Source organism: Hahella sp. NS-SX17 (assembly GCF_057367735.1).
Map to the genome: position 1 here is coordinate 2873287 of NZ_CM170632.1, position 24430 is coordinate 2897716.

The following is a 24430-nucleotide window of genomic DNA, read 5'->3' on the forward strand; positions in this document are numbered from 1 at the left end:
CATATACATTGTCCCCCGCGGCCAGCCGCCGCGGAGGCGCATTTATGCGCCTGCTTATCGGTCTGATTGCTGAATGGTCAGTGCTTCAGGTTCTGACGCACGTAACTTTCAAACTCATTGCATCCGCCGATGTGTTCTTTGTCGATAAATATCTGCGGTACGGTCAGGACAGGCTTACCGACTGTTTTCTCCAGATCAGCCTTGCTGATCCCTTCCTCGTGAATATCGATGTAGCGAAAGTCGAAATCTTGTCGCTGGTCTTTTAGCTGCTCTGCAATTTCCTTGGCCCTAACGCAATAGGGGCAACCTGATCGACCAAAAATCACCGTATACATGACTGATGCCTCCGTAGGAGCGAGTGAAACAATGCGACTTAGATTATACGGGGCGACGAGAGGAGGAAAATTGATAGTTAATAACGTTTTGATTGATTTTTGTTATTGGCTTGCGTTGAAATTTTGTTTAGGAGAAGGGGGAAGCCCGGGCGTGAACCGCCCGGGAGGCGACGTCATTGACGCCAGATGCGAATACGGCCACCGTCCTCGTTGACCGCCAGACTCCATGAGCCGCCCGCCACTTGGTTGGGAGCGCTGAAGTTGGAATCAATAGCGAACAAAAGTTTTCCATTGCTGCCGCTGGTTGTTCCTACCAAGCCACTGAAGCCGTCATGAAATTGCACCCCGGAGTAAGCTTTAACCCCTGCAGACTTGCGTAATTGGATTAGATTGCGAATAAAGTCGCGCATTCCCCAGTCGTACATATGAGGCCAATACACAACCGGCGTACCTGGGCTGGAGAGGATATAGGCGTAAGCCATCTTGCGCTTCCAATCCGGCAGCGCCCAGTGATGCTGGCCTCCAAGAGGGCCGGGAGAATAGCCGGTGTCATGGTTGTCAACGAATGTGACTGCGACTTCGCGCCATTGGGCGCTGGGATTGCCGTTGAGCCCGTATCTCCAGTCTGCAATGGAGCCGTTTTGCATGCGCTCCTTGAGAGCAAAGTCGAAGACGGAGCAATCGGAGTTATCTGTGAAATCCTTCAGGATTTCCTGCCAGCTGGCGCTGTGACGCCAATCCCAGGAAGGGTATTCGCTGGGGCCTTTCCATAATTCGCCAACGCAATATCCATTGTCGAGCGCCGCGCTCATCCAGGCGTTGATTCGCTCCGGAGCGTAACCCCGTACGAAGTCGAAACGGAATCCGCCCGCGCTGTAGTTGGTCTTTAGGTTCGTCAGCTCATTCTTGAACAGGTCGTAGACATCTGGATGAGCGGTGCTGAAATCCGATCCACCGTCCATAAATGGGTCGCCGTCGTCGCAAGAGCTGCAGTCGGAACGATAATAACCTTGTCCTGAGGGGAAGTTGAGAGAGTCGTTGCTGTGGCCGCGATCATGGTGATTGGGCACGATGTCGTAGATAACTTTGACTCCCTTATTCTTCAGAGCGGAGGCGGCTTGTTTCAACTGGCCGTCATCGCCGTAGCGGCTGTTTTTATTCATATCCGCCCAAAAGTAGCCTTCGCCGCCAAAACGTGTATCGCTGGACGCTTGCCAGGATGAATTATCACGCCAGGGAACCGGCATCCAGATGGCGGTGAAGCCGTCATCGCGGATTTGTTGGGCCTTGCTTTGCAGGATGTTGTACCAGTTATGCTCTGCTGTGCGTACGACGTTCCAGTGAAAGCCTTGAAGAATGACTTCGTCGCCGCCGTGAAAGCGAACGCCGGCGTCGCTTTTGCCGGAACTGTCGGCGTGTGCGGTGGCGGTTGCGACGGTTAATAAGGCGGCAGCGGCGCAGGCGGCTGCGTGCCGGATAGCAAGAGTGATTCGGGTTGGTCGATGAACTTTCAACATAATGAATGAGCTCCGGTATTGTATTTTTTCTGAAGTCCATATTGTTTAATCCGTGCGCCATGCTCGTGGATATGGCGGCGGCCAGCTGGCCGCTTCGGATATGCGTTACCCTTCGATCATAACCAAGGCCAGCCTGGGAAGCTTCCATGCAAATGGGGGATTTACGGGGGGATTTTCAGCGTTTAGGCCTGTCGGTCTACCCCTGATCGCCAAAGTCGGCGACTCTGCCTTGCGATAAGTCGCGGGACACGCGTCGCGCCTCAACCCGGCTTGAGATGCCCAGTTTCTGGTATACATGCTTGATATGGCTGCGCACGGTGCTGGGCGCTACATACAGGCGCTCGGCGATACGCTCATTGCTGCTGCCTTCGCCTATCAGGCGCAGCACTTCCCACTCTTTGGGTGTTAGCGCAAGGGCCCTTGCCTGCTCTGGCATATTGCGCGTTTTTTTCTGTGGCCGATGCTGGCGTTTCGAAAGTTCCTGCACGCGTTGTAAATGGCGGCGTTCGGCGCTGGAGAGGCGTGCGTCTTCCAGCATGGCCCCATAGAGTTCCAGTATGCATTCGGGAGCTTGTAGCAAGCTGGCGATTGCGCGCATGGGCTCCGCCAGTTGTATCGCTCGCGACAGGGCGTGGCGAGCGTCGCTTTCGCTTCCGAGTCGCAGGCAGGCCCAGGCGGAAAGAATCTGGTTTTCCATCTCGCATAAACGCAAGCCGTAATGGCTTGATTGAGCTGTTAACGGCTGCAATATTTGTTGAGCATCTCTGGACCTGTCCAGGCAAAGCAGGGCGAATGCTAGGTTGCGCGCCCGACGTTGCTGAAAATGGCTTGGAGCGGGGCTTGGCGGCGGCTCTGTATTCAGCCACTCAGTGATGGCGGAGAGGTTGCGCTGTTGACGCCAATAACGAAGATGTATGGAGGCGGAGAGCGCGCGCCAGTCCGAGTGGCAGTGGTGTTCACGTATTAGCAGCGTATTTCGTCGCAAAAAGGTTTCCGCTACGCCAGCTTCGTCCTGTTGTAAAGCGATGCTGGCTTTAAGGGCGTTGAGCGGAATGGCGCAATAGGGCTCCAGATGCTCGATGATGCGTAAGCCCGCGTCGCAGTGTTGCTTGGCCTCATGGCATTGCAGCCATTCGATCAGTAGTTCGGCTCGCTGGCGATGAATGAACTCCATGACAGGCGTTTGGGCGAGATGGTGCTCCCGAGCCAACTGCAGAACGACAGTTTGCTGTTGGTGGCACCCAATCAGGTCTCCTTGATGGCGCAAGACATCCGCTTGCTGGCCAAGCGTCCAGAGCAGGCCGTGCATGGAGTCAGCCGCGCGAGCGGAGGACTCCGCTTGCATGAACGCCTCCCGCGCTTGTTCCAGCTCCCCGCGACAGACGTGTGTTTCGCCCAGGACCGAAAGAGCGATGGCGGCGGCGTTTGATGCGTTGGAGCTGATTGCAAGAGCCTGCTGCGCGTGGCTGTGCGCGGACTCAATATCCTCGACAGTGGCGTAGAGCTGGGCCTTTAGCGCGCTGATCTCTGCGCTGACCCGTCGCCATTGCGCTTCTTCCTGATGATCCGGTAAGCGTTGCTCGGCTTGACTGAGCGCTTCCCGCAATGATCCGGGGTCGGCTTGCGTCAGGCATACCCAGGCCTTTAACAAGGCGAGTTTGTTATCGTGGGCGATAATGGGGGCGGGAAGCGCCTCCAGACACCTTTCAATCAGGTTCAATCGGCCTTGTTCGAAGAGAGCCCATCCATGCGCGGATAGCGCCTCGGCGATCTGAGCGGGATCGCCAACCTGCAGTAAGTGAGTCAGCGCTTCGGCGGTTTGAGACTTGTGCAGCCACCACTCGTAAGCTTTTTGATGCAAGCTGGTAATGGTGTGGGGAGGGACTTGGAGCAGCAGCTGATGGCGTAAAAACTCTGCAAAAAAAGGATGGTAACTGTACCAAGTGCGGTATTCATCCAGCGGCGCGATGAACAGGCCGCTTTTCTCCAGATCCTGTAGCATGGCAAAGCTGTTTTTTTGCCCTGTCACCGCCTGCGCAAGTTCAGCATTGAAGCGCTCCAGAATGCTAGTCTTCAACAGGAAGTCCTGACGTTCCGGTGACTGTTTGCTGAGAACCTCCTCCGCTAGAAAGTCCAGTACGTGTGCGTGCGCGCCATTAAAACGACGCAGATACTCATTGAATGAATCTTTCTCGGGCGCCGACAGCGCAATGATCTGCAGGCCAGCCGCCCAGCCTTTCAGGCGCTGCAAAGTTTCCTGCAAGGCTTGTGGTTCTTCGATCCGCCAATCGTTTTTTTCATAAAGAAACTGCTGTGCTTCCTCCAGTGTAAAGCCGAGTTCATCCGCCCCGATTTCCTGCAGCATGCCGCGTACGCGCCAATTCGCCAAACCTAACGGCGGTTCCGCCCGCGTCAGTATAAAAAGGCGCAGGGCGGGGGGCTGATGCTGGATCAGAAAGCGTAGCGCTTCGTGGATACTTTCGTTATGCACGCAATGATAGTCATCCAGCACAAGAGTAAGTTGCTGGTCCAATGTGCTTAGCTCATTGCACAGTTTGCCGGCGAGCCAGATCAGGTCGTACAGGGGGAGCGCTTCTTCGACGCGCGTCAAAGGGCCTTTGAGTTCGGGCGTCTGTCGTAGCAGTGTCGCCATCAGATAACGTCCGAACAGCCTTGGATCGTTGTCCAGTTCATCCAGACTTAACCAGGCTGCGCGTCCTGGTTGACGGCGTCGCCAGTGAGCCATCAGTGTTGTTTTGCCGAATCCAGCCGGCGCGCGCACGATGCACAGTGGTTTGCTGGAGGCGTCGTGCAGGGCGGCCTCCAGACGGGGACGGCTTAAAACATGTGGACTGGACTGCGGCAGACTGATCTTGCTCGGGATCAGCGGCCTCGCGTCAGGTGTGTCGCTCGTTGTCATAAGGGTGCTCCGCCGGCGGCCTCTCGCTGACCGTTACGGCTGTTTATTTTTGTTATGCGCCGCTGTGTTTTTATGTGCAATGGGATTGCGGTTAGTGCTGGCGGCGTTATTACTTCAGAATGGTATGGGGGTAGAAAATACGGGTAAACAGCCGCGTCAGGGGGTAGAGGGACTTGGTTGGGGGAGGAGGCGCGTGGAGGAGGGGGCGTAGAAAAAGGCGTACTTCGGCTAAGCCAGTCTGATGGGCGCTTCAGCTGGCGTGCGGACACGCGGGGGGCATATTAAACTACTAACAATATTGCCTGTTTCGTTTTACACTTGAATGAATATTAAGTTATCAAAAGGATCGAGTTGTATGGGAGTTGAATTTCCTTCCGTATACCCGAGGGGGCAAGTTGCTTCGGGCTATGAATCAGATCCGCGATTTATTGACCTGCGCGCATTCCTGTGCGACGCCGAACGCTGTGAGGACTTGCTTAATTACAATCAATGTCACGGTTTTTTGTTCGGATTAGCCTGTTGCCCCGTCGAAATTGACGAACAAGACTGGCTTCCCGTCGCCTTGGGAGAGTGCTATCAGGAAGAACTGTGCCGGGATGACTCGACAGTAATCGAGGATATGAAGGCGCTGTATCAGGAAATCCGCGGACAGATAGAAACCGGCTTGCCAACATTGCCATCGGAGTGTCTGTTTAGCTGGGATGTTGAGGAGCGCCGCAGTTTTGAAAACTGGTGTGAGGGCGTTATTCTGGCGGATGAGTGGCTGGCTCCTAATTGGGTGCGAGCTTTGGAAATGCTGGCGCAACGCGATCCCGGCGGCTACGAAAAAATGTCACGGGACCTGGATGACACGATTTCAATTTTGAAGGTATTCCAGGATGTGGACGCCGCGCTGGAAATTCTGGAGCGTGAAGGTGCATCTCAACAGGACGACTTTCGTGAGGAGCTGCGCGGGGCCTATTCAGATCTGAACGGATATTTAATGCGCTACGCCAAGGCTGGCCGGGGCTTGTCCGTTTACTTTCAGCATCATGATCCGCTGGTGCGGGAAGAGCCCAAAGTGGGGCGTAATGACCCATGTCCTTGTGGAAGCGGTAAGAAATTCAAGAAGTGCTGTCTGTAGGTTCATCTATCGCCGTCGGAGTCTCCGGCGGCGAGTGTGCTGGAACAGGCTATGGCAGGTACATCTCAAAGACGCCGCCATTGAGCGCGCCGCCATTGCGCAGCGATATCTTTCCTGTTTTGCCCTTCTGCATGTGCAGCTGCGCAATGCGATGAGCGAAGTACAACCCAAGGTTGGTGCTGCCTGACTCGAAGTCCACATCTGTCGATAACTGCTCAGGAATTTCCACCATCTTAGCGGGAAATCCCTGGCCGTCGTCCTCTATCGTAATGTAAAGACCGTCCTCCACTGTTCTGGCTGACACTCTGATTTGACTGCGACTATAACGAATGGCGTTGGCGAGAATGTTGTTCACCACGCCAGACACCAGGTCGCTATCAAAATACCCCGTCAATCTCTCATCACAGTCGACCTCACAACGCATGTTGCGAGCGGCGAAAAGAGGGTGGTAGCGCGCGACCTGTTCTTCTAGAAAGTCCAGCAGAAAATGTTCGTCAATGTCTGCCGTCAGCATGTCTGAATCCAGTTTGTACAGGCTTAGCAGCTGCACCAGATCGTTGTTGACCCGCGCAGCCTCATACTGCAGCGTGGCCATGCGCTGAGCAATAGGCAGATCCAGCTCTGCAATTTCGTGATTCACTTCGTCCAGCGAGTGCAGCAACATACTCAGAGAGTTCTTCATATCGTGAACGCTGGCCGCCATGATAAAGCTGAAGTCCAGTTTGTTTTTCTGTGTCACGGTGCATTAACCTCGTTGAATTTGCTGGTATCGCTGCAACAAGTGTTGATAGCGCTTATATTGTCTGTGTTGCGGCGTTAAGCGTTGCAGCCGACTCAGACACTGCTTCGCCAGACTTTGATACTCCGCATTGAGTTTGGATTGTGAAGCGGATTTGATCAGAGTCTGAAGCAGATTTAGATTCAAACCGACATGAGCCGGCGTAATCGCCATCGCATCCTTGAATACGGCGACCCCATCTGACAAGGCGCCTTCCTCGTATAGTTGTATGCCTTTTCTATTGAGCTCCCGTGCTTTGATTCTTTGTTTCAGGCTGACCGGCTCATCACGCATCTCTTCAATCCGGTCCTGCAGTTTCTCGTTATCCGGGTGTTTGGCGGCAAGCTCGGTAAGTAACTGCTCAGCTTCTTTCGCTTGGTCTAACGCGAACAGTGTTTGCGCCATTTCCAGAGCGATGTCTGGATTGTCTTTGGCGGCTTCATCAAAGTAAGCTTGCGCCTGCTTGAGCGCCTTTGCTCCCTCTTGCGCTTTGCCCTGACCGGACCAGACTCGCGCTTCGACCAGATGGCTTTTCAGTTGTGTTGCTGGATCGTCTTTATACTTTCTGCGGATGCGTTCTAACGCTACGTTGGCTTCCGAAGCCAGTTTTTGTGCTTGAGATGAGGTGTCCCCCTCCGACAAGTCAGCCAGGCAACGGGTGAAATCCAAATACAATTCAGGCGACTCATGACAGGAGTGATCGCTTAACTTGCTGGTTTGTCGGTAGGCTTTGGAGGCGGTCTCCAGGTCGTGCAGAGAGCGACTGATCTCCGCCAGTTCTTTTTGACGCAGCAAGGCGCGTGGGGAAATATCCACTGCCTGCTGTAGCGTCCCCTGAGCTTTCTTGCTATGACCGATATGGCGTTGCGCCTTGGCTAGCCAGTCATACGCTTCCACCAGTAGGGGCTGCTCCTCTATCAACTCCTCAAACTTAACCGCCGCCTCTTGCGCGTTGCCTTCCGCAAGAAGGGCTTTGCCCAGTCCCAGGCGCGCCCAGTCCAGGCGGCGTTTTTGCAGAATGTCCTCATAGATTTGTTTGGAGTGCGACAGATCACCGCTGAGGTAATAAAGGTTGGCCAGGGTTTTAACTGTCCAGGATCGGTATTTGGTGTTGGCCTTGAGGTGTTGGTTGCAGAGGGAGATGGCCTTGGAATAATCCTCCAGATCAATGGCTCGATTAATATCCGCAGTGGTCTCTTTTTGTTCGATCAGCTTATCCAGACGGTTTTGCAGAATAGATTGCGTGATTGGTTTCGTGATGTAGCCGTCGGGTTGACACTCCAGGGCGCCGAATACCATATCTTTAGCTGCTTCTGCGCTGACCAGCAAAAATATGTCCGTGTTTTTCAGCAGTTTTCGGAAGCGCAACTCCTCGAGCACTTGCTGCCCATTCTTGTGCTCCCCCATGTTGTAGTCGCAAAACACCACATCGTAGTGTTTGCGTAAAAACAATTGCACTGCATCCTCACCATTGCGAGCGCTATCGATATCTTCTGCGCCAAGCCGACGCAGCATTTGTTTGAGCGAGAAGATGAAGTTGTCAAAGTCATCGACCAGCAAAAACTTCTTCTTTTGATAGGTCTTAAACAGCATTGCGCTATTTCCCGGCTATTGGCTCACTGAGACGAACTTGAGTTTTCCTTGTTAAGCAGGCGCCCTGCGCAGCAGACATCTGTGATGAAAGCTCAGAAAAACAATTGGCGTAATACTTTCTTTCTAAAGAATTACTTTAAGTAAGTGTAACGGATATTTATTTTCTTGCCTGAAACAGGGCCTGACATGCGCAGGCCCTGTTGTTGCAGACAAATAAAAGGAAGCTATTTGTCTGCCTGATTAATAATGTGTGCAAGGCCAATGCAGTTGTGTATATGTGGAGGGATGAAGAGAGAGCGGAAGAGGGCGTACGCACACCCTCTAAGAGGCTTGAATTCTTAATGTGTCAGCTGATTTGCGTTTATCAGGTCTCTTCCATAATGGCGATCAACTCGTTCAAGACCTGTCTAGCGGAGTTAACCTCTTTCTGCATTGCCTCGAAGTCGGAATCCAGAGAGTTCATTTTTAAGCCTGTCAGGATAAACACCACAATCATCCCCCACAGCGCAATACGCAGACGGCCGTTCTGTTTTTTAAGTTCTTCCAGGGGCTTCCAGTAGCGCTCATTCTGCTGGGTCTCCAGCTCGCTGCGCAGAGCGGCGATGCGCTGCTCTACATGATCTTCCATCTTCTGTTGCCCGGGGCGCAACGGTACGACTTTGCGCGGGGCGATCGGCTGCTCGGCAGACATAGGCGTTTGGCCAATCGCCTCCGCCACCGTATTGACGCTGGTTTCCGTACGGGCCAGCTCTTGTTGCATATAAACATGCTCAACCAGCAGGTATAAGCGCTCACGATCAACCTGTTTTGTGATAACGCCAGCCGCTCCGAGAGCCTTCGCCTCTTCCTGATACTTCATGGCGTTTTGGGAGGTGTACATGATGACGGGAATCTGGTTGGTTTCCGGGTTCTGCTTTAACGCTTTGAGTGTCTGGAAACCATCCATGCCGGGCATAAGATGATCTAAAAAAATAAGGTCGGGACGTTCTGCTGGAACCAGCTTCAGCGCTTCTTCCCCTGAGCTGGCCTGTCGGGTTTTAACATCCATGCTGTTAAGGACCTTGGCCAGCATAATTCGAGCTGTCGCTGAGTCGTCAACGATGAGAGCGGTTTTCTGAGCCATTTAGTGTTCCTTAATCGCCTGTCTTTTCAGCAGGGGCAGGCCTGCTATACGTCGGAAGAGAGCGTCTCCGACATTCGACGCGGTCCAATAACCTTAATAACTTTTAATATAGCAACAGCCGGATAATGAAGCTGTTATACCAAAAAATGACGCTTTTAACTTAGATTGCAGATTATTCATTTGGCGTTAATTTTAGCAACCCTATTTTAGGCCTATGAAATATAGGCGTACTGGTCGATATGTATAGGCTTTATGGTCTATTTTTGTTGTTTTGGGTTTTATTCTGTTGCCGTCTACTCCTAAAGGATTATCCTAGGGAGCGTTGATGGCGCGCCGAAGCGTCGCTGTTGTTTGTCAGGGACGCAAACCCGGAAAGCCTTTGTGAGTATATGCATCGCTTTAACTGGTAAGCATAATTAGTTAATCTAACTGGATATTTCCTTCGGACTTGAAAATCACCATGCAGGTAAAGCTTAGAGTCGTTCAATGTCCGCCTGAGAGCGAGATGGCGGGCAAAGTCGTAACTGTTGAAGAAGAAGGGGCGACAATTGGTCGCGCGAATTCTAATACTTGGGTGCTGCCGGACCCCAACCGTTACGTATCATCCGTTCATGCGAAGATTCAATTCAACGGAACAGGCTTTGAAATCGTTGATCAAAGCACTAACGGCACCTTTCTAAATAACCTGAGCCAGGCGCTGGTGAAAGGGCAGCCAACGCCTATTAATCAGGGCGACCAGATTTTGTTGGGTCCGTTTGTACTGTTGGTGGAAGGAGATAGACCGCAGGACGACGGCGAGTCAACTTCTATCACTTCCGACATTGACGATATTCCAGGCGGCGCCGGCGCGGCCTCTTCCCCCGGTTTAGACGATTTAGACAAGTGGTTGTCTGGCGTTGGGTCTGAGCCAGAGCCCAAGCCTTCCTTGGGCGCGATGAAAGGTGAACTGATTGGCGGCGATACGGGGCTGACCGGCGGCGACTCCTCTGTAGACCCCTTGGTGGCCATTGGCGGATCGCAGAAATCCTCTCTCTATGATGAAGGGCTAGGGTTGGGCGTGTCGGGAGACGAGCCCCCTTCAGACGATCTGCTGGGCGACTCTTTTGGACTTGGCGGCGGTTCCGCTGAAAGTGGGCGGATGGACGTTCCCAGCGTCATCCCTGAAGACTGGGACAAGTCCCTTATTCAATCGCGCAAGCCTGAAACGCCTCCTGCTCCTAAGCAACCTCCCGCACCGGTAGAGTCGAAACCACAGCCGCGTCGCGAACCTCCGCCCAAGTCCAGCCCGGATTCATTGCTGGATATCGTCAATACTCCTGCGGAGAATTTGACAGGTATGGACCAACCGGGGCAGCTTCCGAAAACGGATGAAATAGAACCAATTCAGGATCTGACCGGCGCCAGCCTAAGTAAATCTGACCCGTTGGAGTCGACATCTCCTTCAGAGACTTCGCTGTGGGGGCGGCAACCGCCTCCCGCTGAGCAGCCGAAAGACAAGTCGGGTGACGGTGGTTCCCTGACGGATATATTGAATGATGCTGCTCCACCGGCTGAGGCAAAGCCTGTTGAAAGACCGGCGGAGCCAAAACGGGAGCCAGCGCCGCCAGTTACGAACAATGGCGGGCAGTCGTCAGGGAAGGTTGTGCCGCCCAGACGGCAGGTTGAGCCGCGGTCGGTTAAGCGGGAGCCCATACCCCCAGCGAAACAGCCTGCTGCTGAGACGCCTCGTGAACCAGAGCGCGCGCCGGTCTCCGCTCCACCAATAAGTGTGTCCCCGGAACAGGCGGCGGGACTTGCTCAGGCGCTCGGGCTGTCCCGACTTACTGCGGAACAGCAGGCGAATCTGACGCCAGTGATCGCCGATATGGTACGGGAAACGGTTGATGGCCTGATGAAGGCGTTGAGAGCCAGACAGACAATCAAGAACGAATTTCGAATGAACCTCACTATGATCCAGGCGGCGGAGAATAACCCTCTGAAGTTTTCAGTGTCGGCCGAGGACGCTCTGGATAACCTGTTCACCAAGTCCGGGCGCGCATATCTGTCGCCAATGGAGGCGACAAAGGAAGCGTTCGCGGATATTTCTGATCACCAGCTGGCGCTCTTTAATGGCATTCGCGCGGCATACGACTATCTTATGAATCAGTTTAATCCTGAAAAACTGGAGCGTCGCTTCGAAAAACAACGCGGCAAATCGTTGTTTGGCGGCGCTGGTAAAAACTGGGAGGCCTATAGGGACTTCTTTGAGGAGATGAATGAGGACGCGGAAAAGACATTCAAAAGGCTGTTCGGTGAAACCTTCGCGGAAAGTTATGAGCGTAGTTTCAATGAGTTGAAGGCAAACCGTCAGAAATGACGCTTGCACTTTAAAATTGATTACTGTACCTAGAAATCCCCTTGATAAGAGTGCGGTGTTGAGCTGCGCTTTTTGCCGTATTCAAGGGAAATTGTTACAGGGCGACAACAAATGTCCTGTAACGCATTATAATTTATAAGATTTGCTTGGGCGCACTTATTAAAGGCCCTGGCGGGTTACAAGTTTAGATGGCGCGAATCTATCAATATGGAGGACTTTTGTTCATGAGATGCCAGGCTTCTTTCAAAAATTGGGCTATGTTGTTGCTCTTGGCCTTGACGGTGGCCGGGTGTACGACAGTAGGCAAATGGACCGGGCGGGACACCACCGTCACATTGAGGATTCACGGCGCCAACGACGTTAATCCTAACGAAGATGGGCGGGCTTCTCCCGTCATTCTGAATATCTTCGAGCTGGAAAATGATCGTCAGTTTGATCAGGAAGAGTTCATCGCCCTTTTCCAGAGCGCCAAAGAAGTGCTGGGCCGGGATCTGGTGAAAACCTACAAACTGAAAGAGTTGACCCCGGGCGAACTGCGTCAGGAAACCTTTACCTTCGATAAACGCACTCATTATATCGGCGTCATGGCGGAATATATTCGTTACGACGACGCATCGACCAAAGTGGTTTTCAAAATTGACCAGAATACCAGTAACAAACTGGACCTGTTCGTTGACCGCCTTGGCATGCGCTTCAAGGATTAATCCGGGGCTATTATTCGATGTCATTTGAAAACCGCGTCGTATGGACGGAGGGAATGTTCCTTCGTCCGCAGCACTTTCAGCAACAGGATCGCTACCATGAGTCATTGCTGGAGGCTCGCTGCAGGCCTCTAAAGGCATTTTTCTGGGGATTTTACGATCTGGAAATAGACAGTCAGGTCCTGAAGCTTGGGAAATTTTCCATAAATCGCTGCAGGGGGATATTTCCAGACGGAACGCCTTTCAATGTTCCTGATATAGACTCTGAGCTTGATATTCTGGAGCCTGAGAAAGGGCTTCAGAATCAAACCGTGTATTTAGGCATTCCCGTTAAGCGTCCTGGGTCCCCCGATACGCATCTTGAAGAAGACAATCAGACACTGGTGCGTTTTAACGCCCGTGAATTGGAAACCTTCGACTCCACTTCCGAACATAGCGACAGCTCCAAAATTCAGATTGGGCAGCTGCGTTTTCGTATCCTGCTGGAAAGAGAAGACCGCAGTGGTTACGCTGTGTTGCCTATCGCACGGATACAGGATAAACGGGATGATGGAGAAATCGTTCTTGACTCCCAGTTTATACCTCCCATGCTGGATGTAAGAGCACATCCGCGTTTGGCCAATCTGTTGCAGGAAGTGGCCGGCAGCTTGAATTTACGCGCGGAAGCTTTGGCTGGCCGGCTGAGAGACAGCGGCAGACAGGGCACTTCTGAAATCGCGGATTTCCTGATGCTGCAGATGATCAACCGGGTTGAGCCTTGGTTGTTGCACTTGGCGCAAATTCGCCCGTTACATCCTGTGGACGTTTTCGGGGAATTAATGCAAATAGCCGGTGAACTGTCGACGTTCACGAGCGTCCAACGCAGACCTCCCGCGACCATGCCTGCGTATCATCATGACGAGCTGGAAAAATCCATCCCGCAGTTGATGCAGATTCTGAATCAGTACATGAATACAGTGAGCGAAACCTCCGCCGTGTCCTTGGACTTGGTCGAGCGTCGCTATGGTATTTATGTATCTCCGATTACGGATCGATCCTTGGTGGAAAAGGCGACCTATATCCTGGCGGTCAAAGCGCAAATGAAGTCGGACCAGATTCGCAGTCGTTTCCCAAGCCAGGTAAAAATCGCACCGGTCGAACGTATTCGCGATTTGATCAATGCGGCGTTGCCAGGCATTGGGCTGCAGGCCTTGCCCGTGGCGCCAAGACAAATCCCATTCCATACCGGGTTTACATACTTCCAGTTGGATCGTAACAGTGAATACTGGCGGGCCTTGGCCCAATCCAGCGGTTTTGCCGTACATATCGGCGCAGACTTCCCGGGATTGGAAATGGAGTTCTGGGCAATCAGGGATTAATCGTTTTTGCTTCGAAGAGAGGCGTTTAGCCCTCGCCGCGTTTCAATAAGAGGCGCGGCGTTTTAATATGAAGCGAATGGGCGGCTTTGAGTGAGATAAGAAGTCATGAGCAACGATTCTGATAAAACATTTTTCGGCGGCGCTGGCGGCGGCGATCGTACAGTTATTGTACCCACACCGGGTGGGCGCTCTTCTGGCGGATTGTCTACACAACCTCCTCCGACCGCTTTTGCGCCGCATCAGGCGCCAACTCCACCTCCCAGCGCCGTTGATGGCGGGCAGGGCCTGGATGTCAAACAAGGCCTGAACCCTCTCACGGCCAGCGCATCAGAGTTGATCGCACTGCTGGGAGAGTTGCGCCAGACTGTGCAGGTGCAGAACCCTAATCAACTACGGCAGCAGGTTATTCAACAGATTCGTCGCTTTGAATCTGAAGCGCAGTCAAAAGGCGTCGCCTCAGATGTAGTGCTTTCCGCCCGTTATGTTCTGTGCTCCGCATTAGATGAAGCCATTATGAACACGCCTTGGGGCGCGGAAGTGGGCTGGTCGCGAGCTACTCTTCTGAGTACGTTTCACCGTGAGAACGTGGGGGGCGAGAAGGTCTTCCTGATCCTGGACAAGATATTGGCGACCCCCGCCAAGTATATCGATCTGATTGAGTTGATATACGTGTGCCTGAGTCTCGGGTTCGAGGGTAAGTACAAGCTTGATCCACGGGGACGGGATTATCTGGAGACCATTCGCGATAATCTGGTGCGCACAATTCAGATGCAGCGAGGCGAGTTCGACGGAGATCTGTCTCCTCGCTGGCGTGGCTCCACTCCGGCGAAAAAGCGTATTTCAGAATATGTGCCTCTGTGGGTGGTCGCGTCCATTATGGCCGCGGGGCTGTTGCTGAGTTATAGCGGCTTCCGCTATTGGCTGGGTACAGTGACTGACGCGCAGGAACAGCAGCTTCAGGAATTGACGCAAAAGTATCAGTCTTAAGTTGATGAATCGATCGGACTGCTCCCCGAAGCGGATATCCGGTCCTGTAGTTTGAATTCTCTTTTTCGGTTGCATGAGGAGACTTATGTCCCGCTTTTTTAAATGGATGATTGACCCACGGTTTTTGACGGTTGTGGGACTTATAGCGCTTTCTCTGGTGATATGGTTCGGGGCCGATTACGTCCGCTTCGGAGAAAAAGCAGAGCCTGCTTCCGGGGCGGTCAGACTGGTCGTCATACTTTGTGTTTGGTTCGTCGCCACCATTATCTTCTTGATAAAAATGCTGGGACAGCGCAAGCAGAACAACTCCATGGTGGAGGCGATCCAGGAAGAAGCCAAGCCTTCTGCATCCGATGAGGAAGCCAGGGTCGTTGGCGAGCGCTTCCGTGAGGCGATGAGTCTGCTGCGCACTGCAAAATTCGACACCAAGGCGGGACGGCGATCTGTCTATCAGTTGCCCTGGTATATCATCATCGGGCCGCCAGGCGCAGGTAAAACGACGGCGCTGATAAATTCCGGCCTGCATTTTCCATTGAAAGAAAAACTGGGGTTGCAGCAAATCGGCGGCGTGGGCGGTACTCGTAATTGCGACTGGTGGTTTACTGACGAAGCCGTGTTAATCGATACCGCCGGTCGTTACACAACCCAGGACAGCGACGCGGCCCAGGATCGCACTGGCTGGCGCAATTTCCTTGCGTTGTTGAAAAAGCATCGTATGCGCAGGCCGATCAATGGCGTTATTCTGGCGGTGAGCGTTCAGGACTTGTTGAGTTCCAGTGAAGCCGAACGGTTGCAGCATGCGGAGCGTATTCGCAATCGAATTCAGGAGCTGGCTGAGAATTTCCAGGTTCGTTTCCCCATTTATTTCCTGTTTACAAAAGCGGACCTTATTTCCGGCTTCAACGAGTTTTTTGAAAACCTTGGCGCCACTGAGCGTGAAAAAGTGTGGGGGATGACTTTCCCCAATACAGAAGACCAGAACGCTTCTCAAACGGCGGAATACTTCGCACCTGAGTTTGAGGCGTTGGTTAAGCGTTTGAATGAGAGGGTGATTTGGCGGGCGCATCAGGAGCGAGACACCCGCCGCCGCTCTAAGATCCTCGCTTTCCCTGGGCAAGTGGAGAACATGCGCTCAGTGCTGGATAGCTTTATCAAGTCTGTTTTCAAAACCAGCCGTTTCGAAAAGCAATCACTGCTTCGCGGCGTATATTTTACCAGCGGTACTCAAGAAGGGCGTCCGATTGACCGAATTCTTGCAAACCTGTCTTCCAACTACGGCATTAACTATAACGTCGCCGCCAATGCGCCGGGTGCGGGTAAAAGCTTCTTCCTCAATAAACTGTTAAAAGACGTTATTTTCCCCGAAGCGGAAATCGCTACGCTGAATACCCGTTATGAGGGCCGTATAAAGTGGACGCGCCGCGTCGCCTTCTTTACGCTACTGCTCGCTTTTGGCGGCGCGCTCGCCGCTTGGACTTCAAGTGTGGTCAGCACTCAGAACATGATGGCGGATATTCAGGAACTGCTGAATAAGCACAATCAGTTGGCGCAGGCTAATCCTGAACCAAATGAGTTCGAGCAGGTGCTGGATATATTAAAGCCACTGGAGGACGCTCAAGAGCTGTACTCTGAGGTGGATCATCCCTGGTTGAGTAATCTGGGTCTGTATGACTCCGGCGTTGTTGCAGAAACTGAAAATACTTTCGACGCCTCATTGCGTCATTTCCTGACACCGCTATTGCGTCAGAGGCTGGAAGGCGTGTTGGTGACGGAAGACAACAATGACGCCATCTATGAGGCTCTGCGTGTCTACCTGATGTTGGGCAATAACCGGGTTCGTAACAATGATGAAATCAAGGCCTGGTTTGCGCGTTATTGGGAAGAAAAACTTCCAGGTAAGGCTTCTGAGCAGGGTGCGTTGAAAACGCATTTGAATCAGGTATTGGACCGCAACTTCACAGACCTTTCTTTGAAGGACACCGTTGTTGAACGTAGCCGTGAAAAGCTGAGAACCATTCCAATAGACAGACGCATCTATCAACAAATTAAGCGTCAGCCTGAATTTGCGGGTTTCCTGAACTTACGTGACGATCTGGGTGTCGATTTCTCCGGCACTTTTGCGGTGGACTCTCAAGTCAGCTCAGATTTGAAGATTCCGCGGCTATACACCAAAACCGGTTACGGCAAGCTGGATCTTTCTCCTGACTCCAATCTGGTGAAGCGTTACTCCAGTGAGCAGTGGATTCTGGGTGCGCAGGTGGAAGAGGACTTTTCTGAAAAGGATGTTGAAAACATCGTCGAGAAGATCAAGCAGCTTTACTTTACTGACTACATCGACGTTTGGAATCGGGCGCTGAATTCACCCAAAGTCGTCGACTTCGGCTCTATGGACGTAGCGCGTAACAAACTGGCCAATAACCTTGACCGCACGCAGTCGCCAATATTGGCGCTGTTAAATCGCGCCAGCAAAGAAACGCTGCTAACGCCTCCGATTCCAGATGCAAACGTCAGCGGGCGCACCGGACAGGCTCTGGATGCGGCGGCGAATCTTGTGGCGAAGCAGCGTGAACCGACGCCGGTAGATGACGCCTTCAAATCCTTGCACAGGCTGATGGAAGATAAGGAAATTGATCGTTACTGGGAAAAGCTGCGCGACATATTCGACAAGTTAGAAGAGACATCGCTTGCGCCGAATTCATCTGAAGCGGCTTTCAAATTTGCACTAGCGCGCTTCAGTGGTGGGGAAGATCCTGTGAAAGCGTTGCGTGTAACGGCCTCAAGAGCGCCTGGTTATCTCAAAGGCTGGTTGGAGTCGATGGGCGATCAAAGCTGGAAAGTATTGCTGGGAGCAGGCGGCTCGCACTTGAGCGCGGCTTGGAATAGAGAAGTGTACTCTGTCTACCAAAAGACGCTGGCTAAAAACTACCCATTCTCTTCCAAATCATCCAGTGACGCTTCCCTGAGCGACTTTGCGGCGTTCTTCAAACCAGGCGGTATTGAAGATAGCTTCGTCAAGGCGAATGTTGCGCCATTCATCACTTCGTCCTGGCGCGCCAAGGGCGTGGATGGTCGCGGTATTGGCATCAGCAGTCAGGCCTTGCATCAAATGCAGGTTGCGGACTCAATTCGTCGGGTATTCTTTGGTGATAAAGGTGAAGACCCGCACGTTCGCTTCCAGGTAAAACCGCATAAACTTGATAATACTGTTCGCCGCTTCGACTTCGAGGTGGGTAGTCAACGGCTGCGATACACTCACGGTCCCCAGTTGAAGATGAATATGGATTGGCCAGCGGACAAGAGCGGAGCCAGGGTGGTGTTCGAGGACTTGAATGAAACTCTGCACACTGACTCGTATGAAGGGGATTGGGGTCTGTTCCGTTTGCTGGACGCCCACAAGGTGAACAAGGGAAGCTCTTCCCGTCTATACAATGTATTGATCAGTGTGGATCACCGTAATGGTGAAATGGAGCTATTCGCCAGCAGTACGGTTAATCCATTCACGCCAGGATGGATAAAGCGGTACGACTGTCCGAGCAGTTTATAGCGAGTTGGGTGTTGTGATGGCGGAACAGTATGGCTGTGTTAATTGGATTGGGATGGTAGAGCTTGAGAAGCGAATATGGGGAGCAAGTGAATAACTCGTCTGTTGGCTATTTTGGCAAATTGCCGTCTTCGGGGGACTTTATCCAACTGAATCTGCCTGGTGGGTTTGGTTCAGCTTGGGATAAGTGGTTACAGAACAGTCTGTACGCAAGTCAGCAATCTTTGGGACAGCGCTGGCTGGACTATTATCTGGTGGCGCCCTGGTGGCGCTTCATGATCATGCCCAAGGTGCTTGATGAGCAAGCATGGATTGGATTGTGGTGTCCAAGCGTTGATAGCGTAGGTCGCTATTTTCCGTTCACAGTGCTGCATCCGTTGAGTCCGCGTATCAGCTACGTCGATACCTTATTGAGCAATGGCGAATGGTACGAGTCTCTGGAAACTCTGATCGGACGATTGCTGGAGCAGATTATTGATTTTGGTGAATTCCGGTCGGAATTGGCGGCTATGACGCCGCCACTGGAGAGACCTTTGGCGGGTGGCTCCATTCAAGGCCTTAGCCTGGAAATTCCTGAAGAGGATGAGTCCACTTTTCCTGTGGCGATTGGGGCCTTGGATGTCATGCTGATGAAGCAGGAAGAACCGCATAGCTTTTGGTGGACCCAAGGGTCTACCTGGGTGTCGCCAAGATTTGTGACTGCGGAAAGGTTGCCCAAATTTCAGGGGTTTACAGCATTCCTTGATGGAAAATGGCAGCAGTGGGGATGGAACGATAGATAGGAATGGAAAGTCGGACATTTTTCATCGGACGCTATCTGCGTTCGGCGACCTGTGAATAGTTGTAATTTTCATGGCGAACCACCTTAACTGGAAGTCTGAGCTGCGCACGCATGTGGGCAATGTAAGAAAACATAATGAAGATGCTGCGCTGGCCCGGGATGCGGGTGGACTGTGGGCGGTGGCGGATGGAATGGGAGGCCACCATGCAGGCGAAGTCGCCAGTCAGAAAATAGTGGAGCAACTTGACCATCTGCCGCTGCGAGCCTATTTGGTTGACGTGGTTGAGCAAATTGAAGAGGCGCTCATCAAAACCAATGACGATTTGCTGGCTTATGCGCAGCATGAGCTTAACGGCAGTAAGGTTGGTTCAACGGTAGCCTGTCTGTTTGTTAGATACGGCGTAGCGGTTGCTGTCTGGGCTGGCGACTCAAGAGTATATTTGATGCGGAACCACAAGCTGCACCGTATTACTCACGATCATAGTAAGGTCCAAGAGCTGGTTGATAAGGGAGATATGACTCCCGCACAGGCGGAACAAAGTAGCTTTCGCAATATGCTTACTCGGGCCGTCGGCGTGCATGAGCATCTGTGTGTTGACGTTAACGCAGTTCTGGTTGAGCCTTCCGATCGATTTTTGATTTGTACGGATGGTCTGTATAACGAAGTTGGAGAGGCTGGCCTGGCGAAAGCAATGCAAATTAGAAGCCTAAGCGAAGCGGCGGATGCATTGCTCACTGAAACTTTAAACGGAGACGCGAAAGATAATGTCACCTTTATCGCCCTCCAAGCGCACTGAGGGGTGCGGGAGTAAGCTGCATCCTGACCTGATGAGTATCAATCATCAGCAGTTAAAGGGGCAGATTGGTCGTGGGGAAGTGCGTCGTCTGAGACGTGTAGCCTTGGAGCAGCTTTTGGAGGAGAGGGCGCACGTCAATAAGGTTTCAGCGATTACCAAATCCCGCTTTAGGAATATTCTATTGACGCTGGTGGCGTCCTGTTGTGTTGCGGCTGGCGTCGCAGGTTTCTATTTTATTCTGCACTAACATTTAGCTTTTTGCTTGAACCTGATCCGTCATGAGGCGGCTTGGGTTGAGCTAATCAGTTATATATTTCACCTGTAACAAAAAAGGCGAGGGGGAAATCCCACTCGCCTTTTTTGTTTGCTTGGCGAGTCGCTCGCGAAGGAGCGACCCAGATCCAAATTAGATCTTTTTGCCAGCTTCCAGGTCGTAACCAACGCGCTCTGGAGTCTTGCCAGCGTGCTTCTTGTCAGCAGCAGTGTAAGACATAGTTACTTTGGAGAAGCTCAGGGAGATAGACTCAGCCGGAGCGGACTCAGCGCCAGCGGAAACGCTGTAGCTGCTTACCATTACGTCTTCCATTTCGTAGGAAACGTACTTCTCGATTTTGTCGGCTTGAGTGCGAACGATATCAACCAGAACTTTAACGCCAGCAGTACCAGTCAGAGACTCTTTGAACAGACCGGAAGAAGCGGTGTCCATCAGTTTGGAAACGGAGATTTCGCTGATGCTAGGACGAGTAGCTTCGCGGTTGGACATGTGGCCGGCTTCCATAGTGATGTGACGACCAACGCCGAATTGGAAGCTGTCCAGACGAATCCAGTCTTTGTAGCCTTCAGCAGTAACGTTGCCTTTAACTTTCAGACCGTCGTAGTTCATGTAAATTGCCATGTTGAAATTCCTCTAGTTGAGTTATCTGTTTTAATTCATCTTCGAGAGTTAAAGCGTCGAAGATTTTGGAAACCCTTCAAAATTTTTTTCAGAAAATTTCTATCGCTTTTACTGCATCGGGTTACCTAAAGCGTGGTTGCAGTATGAGCGGATATACTTTGATCTTCAAGGCTAAAATTCCATATTTTTCAATAAATTAAAACGACTCTGACACTATTTAAAGCTTGCGGCTAATGCGACTCTGGATGATAAATAAATGGTATATTCGCCTCACTCTGGCACCATTAAAGTACTTATGATTTCGCCGTAGATACATATATAAGAGGATCAGCTTGGGTTAACTCTGACACCATTTTTATTAAGTCACTCTGACACTAATTAATAAGAATTCTTCTATGAAAGCCCAGCGACTCGGTTTCCTATTTCGCCTTCTTTTTTTGAGCTAACGTGATCTAGTTAACAAAATTTGGCGTGGATTCGGTAGACTTTTACTCCGCCACTCTCAACGAAGCGAATTTCTCCATTTTGCGTAGTACCTATGACCAGCGCTGATAGGGTGTTTGCAGGAGTGCTGTTGTTGTGCGCCTTTAGTATTCTTTTTCCAGTGTAAACAGGCTCTTAGCAAGCGTCGCTTGTCGTGGGGCTACCTATCTATAATTGGGAGAATCCTATGGCGTTACTGGGAAGATTGTTGCTGCCGGCCCTAGCGGCTCTGAGTTTGGCTCCTCTGGCGCTTGCTGACACTTTTCAATACGACGCTCCAACTCGCATTGATCGCAATGCGGGTTCTGCGACCTGGAAAGAGATCGTATTGCCTGTCTCTTATGTGGATAGCATAGAGAGCATCAGCGTGAACCTGAATTTAACTGACGCTAAATCCATTAACGCCGTGCTGACAGATCCTAGTGGGATGATGGTGGGGCGCTTCGCTGGCGTCGTTGGCGCGGGAGAGGGGTCCTTGAGTAAGCAGTACGTGATTGACCATACGTCAATCCCCGAGGTCAGTGGAAACTGGACGTTGCGCATCCTGGCGTATGGTAAAAGCCTGGACGCGCCAGTCACTCTGGATAAATGGAGCATTACCATCGACGATGGCAAGCAGACGACCGGAAATGGCGACGGCGACGACCAAAGTGATAGCCCTTCTATTTATACCTTTGATAAGGCCAGTCGTATTGATCGTGGAGCAGAGGGCAGCGCCTGGAAGCAGTTCAAGTTAAATGTGCCTTTTGAGAATAATGCGCAAAGCGTCGCCGTCACCTTGAACTTCCTTGATATAAAGTATGTGAATGCTGTGTTGACGGGTCCTTCTGGAACTCAGTTGGGTCGCTATACCGGCAAAGTGGGGACGGGGGAGGGCTCCGTCAGCAAACAATATATTATCGGTCCGATGGATCTGGCAGAGCTTCAGGGAGATTGGACATTGACCATCATGGGGTATGGTAAAACCTATAAAGCGCCCGTGATTCTGGATAGCTGGAGTGTCACGGTCGAGTAGATCGCCCAGGTCGCAGCGCAAGCCTGACTCTGATTTAAAAGGCGAAGGGGCTCTGGTGATTGGGTTTACTGGATGAGTGTGTATCATGAGGGCTGTTAAGCCCTCATGTATTCGCTGAAAAACAATCTAATGCCGTAGCAATTTTAAGGCGCAAAATGCAGAGACTTCCAGGAGTCGGGCTCAAACTTAAACCCAGGAGACTTTCTGGCGACCTCTGGGATTTGAGAGTAGTTTATTGCCGTCTTTATCCCTTTTTTCTCCGCTAAACGCAGCAAGGCGAATGCTTCAATGGAAAAATAACGGGACCAGGCCAATATCTCATCAGGAAGCGACTCATTTTCGGCCATTTTATCCAGCCTCGCCGCCCGCACATCCAATAGGGCGCAGATGGCGTCATGCAACGCATCGCTGTCTTCGTCGAGAAAAGCTTCGCAAACATCTCTGTATTCTGAGTCTGCGCCTTCCGCTGCTTCGTCATGACGTTCAATAATGCTCCTACACTCCTCTTCGTCTGCGCCAAGGAAAAAGTGTTTGATGATGAACAGGACAAAAAGAAAGTCCTCTTCCAGCTCATGTTTTTGATTCCAGGTCAGGCGACTATGTTTTGCGATATCTTCCGCGCACTCCCAATAACCTCCGCCGATGGCGTCATAGAAAGGCATCGCCCGGCTGGTGACTTTGTCGTTCTCCGGCGCAAAGTGGAGGTAGTGCTGATGTAATGCGGCGCTTTGCATCAGGTTGACATACAAGGCGTCTGGCTCACCGGTCAGCAGTAATTCGCATGCGCCTCGCTGCCGAAAGTACATGCATACCGATTGCGCCTGCATGTTGGTCAGAGTTTCTTTTATTGCGATAGGAAGGGCTATTTCCAGTTCGTACTCTGCGTTTTCCTTATAATCTTCGAGGTAGGGTGAGCTCATAATAAAGGTTCCGTAATTTTGGCTTGCTCTATCTTAATGGATTTCAATTTCGCTAAAAACCAAATTTGTATGGTCGGCATTTAGTAATGCATTAACCAGAGTTTCGCTGAATATATATTCAGCGGTCAAATATTTAATGCGGAATATATGAGGGAGGTCATCGGATTTTTCTTTGCTAAGGACTAATTTTTTATAGCTGCTTACGTCACCATTCTTTCTACGGTTACAAACTGTTTCTTTCCAGTTAATACAGTCAATGGAACCTACTGGGTTGATGAAGACATACTCTCTGCTATGTACCTTTCCTTTATAGTCCAATAAGGTAAATGGGATGATTTCGATCTCAGACTGAGCAGTTGATGTTATCAGGTTTGCTGCGCTTTTATTGAACGCGAGAATTCTGTGCGTGTTTCCGATATAAGATGCAAGCTCTAGTCCTACAAAGTTATCACCAAGACGCCAATAAACATCTTCAATACCATCTGGATATTCATCAGATAGTCTGAAACCGGCGATTAAATCATAGGAGTCAACTCCTCCGTCCGGTGTTTTGGAAGTAAAGCAATAGCTTTCGTTGCCTGTATCGCCTAATGGATTAAATAAAAAGTATTTCATTACCTGGTTAAGAGAATTCAATTTCGCTAAAAACCAAGTTTGTATGGCCAGCGTCTAGTAATGTTTTAACAAGAGTTTCGCTAAATAAATATAAACAGGTCTTGTGTTTTACGCGAAAGAGATGTGGCGCGCCCACTAGCTTGTCCTTGGAAAATACAAGTTTATCATAAGACTCTATGTCTCCTTGTGCATCTGTTTCACAAAGTGACTCTTTCCAGTTTATGCAATCCCAACTTCCTACAGGATTTACAAATACGTAATCTTTGCTGAGCATTTTCCCTTTGCTATTGAGTAGCGTAAAGGGGACGGTTTCAGTCTCGGCTTGGTTGATGGACGTTATTATTTGAGCGGCTGATACGCTAAACGCAAGCATTCTGCAGGCGTTTCCAATAAAGGATGCAAGCTCTAAACCGTGAAACTTATCATCAAGGCTTAAGGTGACGCCTTCTATTCCATCTGGATATTCATCCGACAAGCGGAATCCTGCAATTAGGTCATAGGAGTCAATGCCGCCATCAGGTGTTTTTACTGTAAAGCAATACTCTTCTTTATCTCTGTTCCCTAAACAATTAAAGAGAAAGTATTTCATGCT

At 51.3% G+C, this 24430-nt stretch carries 19 protein-coding genes and 2 pseudogenes; 11 read left to right on the top strand and 10 right to left on the bottom strand.

The annotated features are described in order from the left end of the window. Positions 1–77: 77 nt before the first annotated feature. The 3 genes from AC2IBB_RS13070 to malT all read right to left on the bottom strand — a co-directional run bounded on the left by AC2IBB_RS13070 (position 78) and on the right by malT (position 4772). On the bottom strand, positions 78–335 hold the full coding sequence (locus tag AC2IBB_RS13070; RefSeq protein ID WP_486333277.1) for a GrxA family glutaredoxin: 258 nt from the start codon (positions 333–335) through the stop codon (positions 78–80). Between the two features lie 173 nt (positions 336–508). Beyond that, the gene (locus AC2IBB_RS13075; protein WP_486333278.1) at positions 509–1852 is read right to left on the bottom strand and encodes a glucan 1,4-alpha-maltotetraohydrolase domain-containing protein; all 1344 of its coding nucleotides are present in this window, start codon (positions 1850–1852) and stop codon (positions 509–511) included. 196 nt (positions 1853–2048) lie between these two features. Further along, a complete protein-coding gene (gene malT / locus AC2IBB_RS13080) occupies positions 2049–4772 on the bottom strand; it encodes an HTH-type transcriptional regulator MalT (RefSeq protein ID WP_486333279.1) in 2724 nt (907 codons plus the stop codon). A gap of 355 nt (positions 4773–5127) precedes the next feature. Between malT and AC2IBB_RS13085 the strand changes: the two are divergent. Both AC2IBB_RS13085 and AC2IBB_RS13090 read left to right on the top strand, forming a co-directional pair. Then, positions 5128–5697, top strand: a pseudogene (locus tag AC2IBB_RS13085) (YecA/YgfB family protein); the annotation flags it as partial. A gap of 111 nt (positions 5698–5808) precedes the next feature. Further along, a pseudogene (locus AC2IBB_RS13090) lies at positions 5809–5895 on the top strand (SEC-C metal-binding domain-containing protein); the annotation flags it as partial. 49 nt (positions 5896–5944) lie between these two features. On the opposite strand, the gene AC2IBB_RS13095 reads toward AC2IBB_RS13090, so the two are convergent. The 3 genes from AC2IBB_RS13095 to AC2IBB_RS13105 all read right to left on the bottom strand — a co-directional run bounded on the left by AC2IBB_RS13095 (position 5945) and on the right by AC2IBB_RS13105 (position 9389). Beyond that, complete coding sequence (locus AC2IBB_RS13095; RefSeq protein ID WP_486333280.1) at positions 5945–6634, bottom strand: sensor histidine kinase; 690 nt, start codon at positions 6632–6634, stop codon at positions 5945–5947. A gap of 6 nt (positions 6635–6640) precedes the next feature. Next, on the bottom strand, positions 6641–8266 hold the full coding sequence (locus AC2IBB_RS13100) for a tetratricopeptide repeat protein (protein ID WP_486333281.1): 1626 nt from the start codon (positions 8264–8266) through the stop codon (positions 6641–6643). Positions 8267–8630: 364 nt separating this feature from the next. Continuing rightward, positions 8631–9389 (bottom strand): response regulator, encoded by a 759-nt coding sequence (locus AC2IBB_RS13105; protein ID WP_486333282.1) that lies wholly within the window; start codon positions 9387–9389, stop codon positions 8631–8633. Positions 9390–9849: 460 nt separating this feature from the next. Between AC2IBB_RS13105 and tagH the strand changes: the two genes are divergently transcribed. The 8 genes from tagH to AC2IBB_RS13145 all read left to right on the top strand — a co-directional run bounded on the left by tagH (position 9850) and on the right by AC2IBB_RS13145 (position 20157). Further along, positions 9850–11745 (top strand): type VI secretion system-associated FHA domain protein TagH, encoded by a 1896-nt coding sequence (tagH, locus tag AC2IBB_RS13110; RefSeq protein WP_486333283.1) that lies wholly within the window; start codon positions 9850–9852, stop codon positions 11743–11745. A gap of 257 nt (positions 11746–12002) precedes the next feature. Continuing rightward, positions 12003–12449, top strand: a complete 447-nt coding sequence (tssJ, locus tag AC2IBB_RS13115; protein ID WP_486333284.1) for a type VI secretion system lipoprotein TssJ — start codon at positions 12003–12005, stop codon at positions 12447–12449. A 17-nt stretch (positions 12450–12466) separates the two neighbouring features. Beyond that, the gene (tssK, locus tag AC2IBB_RS13120; protein WP_486333285.1) at positions 12467–13804 is read left to right on the top strand and encodes a type VI secretion system baseplate subunit TssK; all 1338 of its coding nucleotides are present in this window, start codon (positions 12467–12469) and stop codon (positions 13802–13804) included. A 105-nt stretch (positions 13805–13909) separates the two neighbouring features. After that, the gene (gene icmH, locus AC2IBB_RS13125; protein WP_486333286.1) at positions 13910–14791 is read left to right on the top strand and encodes a type IVB secretion system protein IcmH/DotU; all 882 of its coding nucleotides are present in this window, start codon (positions 13910–13912) and stop codon (positions 14789–14791) included. Positions 14792–14876: 85 nt separating this feature from the next. Beyond that, on the top strand, positions 14877–18335 hold the full coding sequence (gene tssM, locus AC2IBB_RS13130; protein WP_486333287.1) for a type VI secretion system membrane subunit TssM: 3459 nt from the start codon (positions 14877–14879) through the stop codon (positions 18333–18335). A gap of 86 nt (positions 18336–18421) precedes the next feature. After that, the gene (tagF, locus tag AC2IBB_RS13135) at positions 18422–19114 is read left to right on the top strand and encodes a type VI secretion system-associated protein TagF (protein WP_486333288.1); all 693 of its coding nucleotides are present in this window, start codon (positions 18422–18424) and stop codon (positions 19112–19114) included. A 70-nt stretch (positions 19115–19184) separates the two neighbouring features. Then, a complete protein-coding gene (locus tag AC2IBB_RS13140; protein WP_486333289.1) occupies positions 19185–19910 on the top strand; it encodes a PP2C family protein-serine/threonine phosphatase in 726 nt (241 codons plus the stop codon). After that, positions 19879–20157 (top strand): hypothetical protein, encoded by a 279-nt coding sequence (locus AC2IBB_RS13145; RefSeq protein WP_486333290.1) that lies wholly within the window; start codon positions 19879–19881, stop codon positions 20155–20157. Before AC2IBB_RS13140 ends, AC2IBB_RS13145 begins: the two co-directional genes overlap by 32 nt. A 159-nt stretch (positions 20158–20316) precedes the next feature. Here the strand turns inward: AC2IBB_RS13145 and AC2IBB_RS13150 are convergent, their stop codons facing one another. Then, on the bottom strand, positions 20317–20805 hold the full coding sequence (locus AC2IBB_RS13150; RefSeq protein ID WP_011398068.1) for an Hcp family type VI secretion system effector: 489 nt from the start codon (positions 20803–20805) through the stop codon (positions 20317–20319). Between the two features lie 670 nt (positions 20806–21475). On the opposite strand from AC2IBB_RS13150, the gene AC2IBB_RS13155 reads away from it, so the two are divergent. After that, complete coding sequence (locus tag AC2IBB_RS13155; RefSeq protein WP_486333291.1) at positions 21476–22303, top strand: proprotein convertase P-domain-containing protein; 828 nt, start codon at positions 21476–21478, stop codon at positions 22301–22303. A 143-nt stretch (positions 22304–22446) separates the two neighbouring features. On the opposite strand, the gene AC2IBB_RS13160 is transcribed toward AC2IBB_RS13155, so the two are convergent. From AC2IBB_RS13160 to AC2IBB_RS13170, 3 genes are read right to left on the bottom strand one after another with little or no spacing between them, the layout of a single operon-like run. Then, positions 22447–23223 (bottom strand): hypothetical protein, encoded by a 777-nt coding sequence (locus tag AC2IBB_RS13160; RefSeq protein WP_486333292.1) that lies wholly within the window; start codon positions 23221–23223, stop codon positions 22447–22449. A 33-nt stretch (positions 23224–23256) separates the two neighbouring features. Further along, positions 23257–23838 carry an imm11 family protein gene (locus AC2IBB_RS13165; protein ID WP_486333293.1) on the bottom strand — a complete coding sequence of 194 codons (582 nt, stop codon included), beginning with the start codon at positions 23836–23838 and terminating at the stop codon, positions 23257–23259. A gap of 7 nt (positions 23839–23845) precedes the next feature. Continuing rightward, a complete protein-coding gene (locus AC2IBB_RS13170) occupies positions 23846–24427 on the bottom strand; it encodes an imm11 family protein (protein ID WP_486333294.1) in 582 nt (193 codons plus the stop codon). Positions 24428–24430: the final 3 nt, after the last annotated feature.

Coding starts and splice junctions, on each gene's coding strand:
- AC2IBB_RS13070 (WP_486333277.1), bottom strand. CDS start 335: ATGTATACGGTGATTTTTGGTCGATCAGGTTGCCCCTATTGCGTTAGG.
- AC2IBB_RS13075 (WP_486333278.1), bottom strand. CDS start 1,852: ATGTTGAAAGTTCATCGACCAACCCGAATCACTCTTGCTATCCGGCAC.
- malT (WP_486333279.1), bottom strand. CDS start 4,772: ATGACAACGAGCGACACACCTGACGCGAGGCCGCTGATCCCGAGCAAG.
- AC2IBB_RS13100 (WP_486333281.1), bottom strand. CDS start 8,266: ATGCTGTTTAAGACCTATCAAAAGAAGAAGTTTTTGCTGGTCGATGAC.
- AC2IBB_RS13105 (WP_486333282.1), bottom strand. CDS start 9,389: ATGGCTCAGAAAACCGCTCTCATCGTTGACGACTCAGCGACAGCTCGA.
- tagH (WP_486333283.1), top strand. CDS start 9,850: ATGCAGGTAAAGCTTAGAGTCGTTCAATGTCCGCCTGAGAGCGAGATG.
- tssJ (WP_486333284.1), top strand. CDS start 12,003: ATGTTGTTGCTCTTGGCCTTGACGGTGGCCGGGTGTACGACAGTAGGC.
- tssK (WP_486333285.1), top strand. CDS start 12,467: ATGTCATTTGAAAACCGCGTCGTATGGACGGAGGGAATGTTCCTTCGT.
- icmH (WP_486333286.1), top strand. CDS start 13,910: ATGAGCAACGATTCTGATAAAACATTTTTCGGCGGCGCTGGCGGCGGC.
- tssM (WP_486333287.1), top strand. CDS start 14,877: ATGTCCCGCTTTTTTAAATGGATGATTGACCCACGGTTTTTGACGGTT.
- AC2IBB_RS13140 (WP_486333289.1), top strand. CDS start 19,185: ATGGCGAACCACCTTAACTGGAAGTCTGAGCTGCGCACGCATGTGGGC.
- AC2IBB_RS13145 (WP_486333290.1), top strand. CDS start 19,879: ATGTCACCTTTATCGCCCTCCAAGCGCACTGAGGGGTGCGGGAGTAAG.
- AC2IBB_RS13150 (WP_011398068.1), bottom strand. CDS start 20,805: ATGGCAATTTACATGAACTACGACGGTCTGAAAGTTAAAGGCAACGTT.
- AC2IBB_RS13155 (WP_486333291.1), top strand. CDS start 21,476: ATGGCGTTACTGGGAAGATTGTTGCTGCCGGCCCTAGCGGCTCTGAGT.
- AC2IBB_RS13160 (WP_486333292.1), bottom strand. CDS start 23,223: ATGAGCTCACCCTACCTCGAAGATTATAAGGAAAACGCAGAGTACGAA.
- AC2IBB_RS13165 (WP_486333293.1), bottom strand. CDS start 23,838: ATGAAATACTTTTTATTTAATCCATTAGGCGATACAGGCAACGAAAGC.
- AC2IBB_RS13170 (WP_486333294.1), bottom strand. CDS start 24,427: ATGAAATACTTTCTCTTTAATTGTTTAGGGAACAGAGATAAAGAAGAG.